General features: G+C 65.0%; 1 protein-coding gene and 1 pseudogene. One reads left to right on the forward strand and one right to left on the reverse strand.

Going from position 1 to position 1,413, the window contains the following annotated elements:
* Positions 1 to 44: 44 nt before the first annotated feature.
* On the reverse strand, positions 45 to 353 hold the full coding sequence (locus ACWDA7_RS52920) for a DUF1931 family protein (protein ID WP_450615385.1): 309 nt from the start codon (positions 351 to 353) through the stop codon (positions 45 to 47).
* Positions 354 to 782: 429 nt separating this feature from the next.
* On the opposite strand from ACWDA7_RS52920, the pseudogene ACWDA7_RS52925 reads away from it, so the two are divergent.
* Positions 783 to 1,319: pseudogene (locus tag ACWDA7_RS52925) on the forward strand (Hsp70 family protein); the annotation flags it as partial.
* Positions 1,320 to 1,413: the final 94 nt, after the last annotated feature.

The raw sequence follows: 1,413 nt of genomic DNA on the forward strand, positions 1-1,413 counted from the left end.
TAGAGTGCGGTCACGAGGGTGTCCAGGTTCGTCGTCACAAACGATCATGGACACCCTCTCCTTGCGCCCGCAGGCATTCGGAAAGACTCGTCTAGGATCGGCTTGAGTTCTACTTCCTGGTCGATCTTCTGGAAGTGGTGAATGCTCTCCTGCAGGCCTTTCGTGATCGGTAGGTCACAGGTCCGGATGATGTCGCGCCCGTTGGCCTTGGCAGTGGCCTGGGCGACGGTCAGCAGATCGTAGAGCTTGGCGTCGACGAAGTCGCTGTAGCGCTTGAGATCGTTCTTGTCGACGTCCAGCCCCGCGGCCGCGCGGAAGAACCTTTCGAACCTGGCGATGGACATCACGGTCATGACGGCAACCTCCGGTTGCGGGCGCCGGGGTGGCTCCTGGCGCCTGGGCTTCCCAGTCAGCCTGGCCGACGGGGCGCGGGAACGCATGCGCATGTCGGGACCAATTAGCCTCCCTGAATTACCCTGCCAGGCCCAGGCGTCCCATCGCCCGGGTAATTGGACAGGCGTGTGATACCCGCGGGTGTGGCCATTTTTGGTATCTTTGTTCGTGCTGGCCAGCCTGGGCAGCCGGGTGAATTCGGGCCCGGTCGGACGCAGGCCGCATGAGCCCTGGCGCCACGACGCGAGACCGGTTGGAGCGCCCAAAGGCCCGGGAAGCCCGTCTCGACGCGTCCGACTCCGGGCCGGTGACCGGTTTGGCCATTGCTGCCGCACGCGGCTCAGCTGGCCCACCCCACGTTCCAGGAGTTTCGACGCATGAAAACTCCTATGGCCGAGGCAGTCGGAATCTACCTCGGCGCGACCAATTCCGTGACGCCGCGTGGCAGGGCGGGGAGGCCGCGGTCATCCCCGACTCCGCGGGCAGCCGTACCACCCCGTCAGTCGTCGCCTTCACCGCCACTGGCGAACCCCTTGTCGGCCAGCTCGCCCGCATGGAGGCGATCCCCAACACGAAGGGGACCATCTACTCCGCCAAGTGTTTCACCGGCCGCTGCTTCGACGAAGTCCCCGACGAGGCCAAGGTTGACGGCTTCGATATCGTCCCCGACGAGCACGGCAACGCGCGCTTCAGGATCCGCGACAAGCTGTGCGCGCCGGAGGAGATCAGCGCGCTGGTGCTGGTCGCCGACGACGCGGGCAACACGTGACGGAGGCGGTCATCACCGTGCCGCCCACTTCAACGACGCCCAGCCCATGGCGCCCCAAGGACGCCGGACGCACACCGGGCCTCGACGTGCTGCGCATATCAACAAGGCCGCACTCGCCTTCGGCCTGGACAAGAAGCAGCACGAGACCGGGCTCGTCTTAGCCTCGATCCACCGACCGATGCCTATGGATGACGCTTGGGGAAATGAAGAAGTGCCTTGTGACCTGCGATGATGGGAGTTCTTCACGCTTC

This window comes from Streptomyces sp. NPDC001156, from assembly GCF_053598275.1.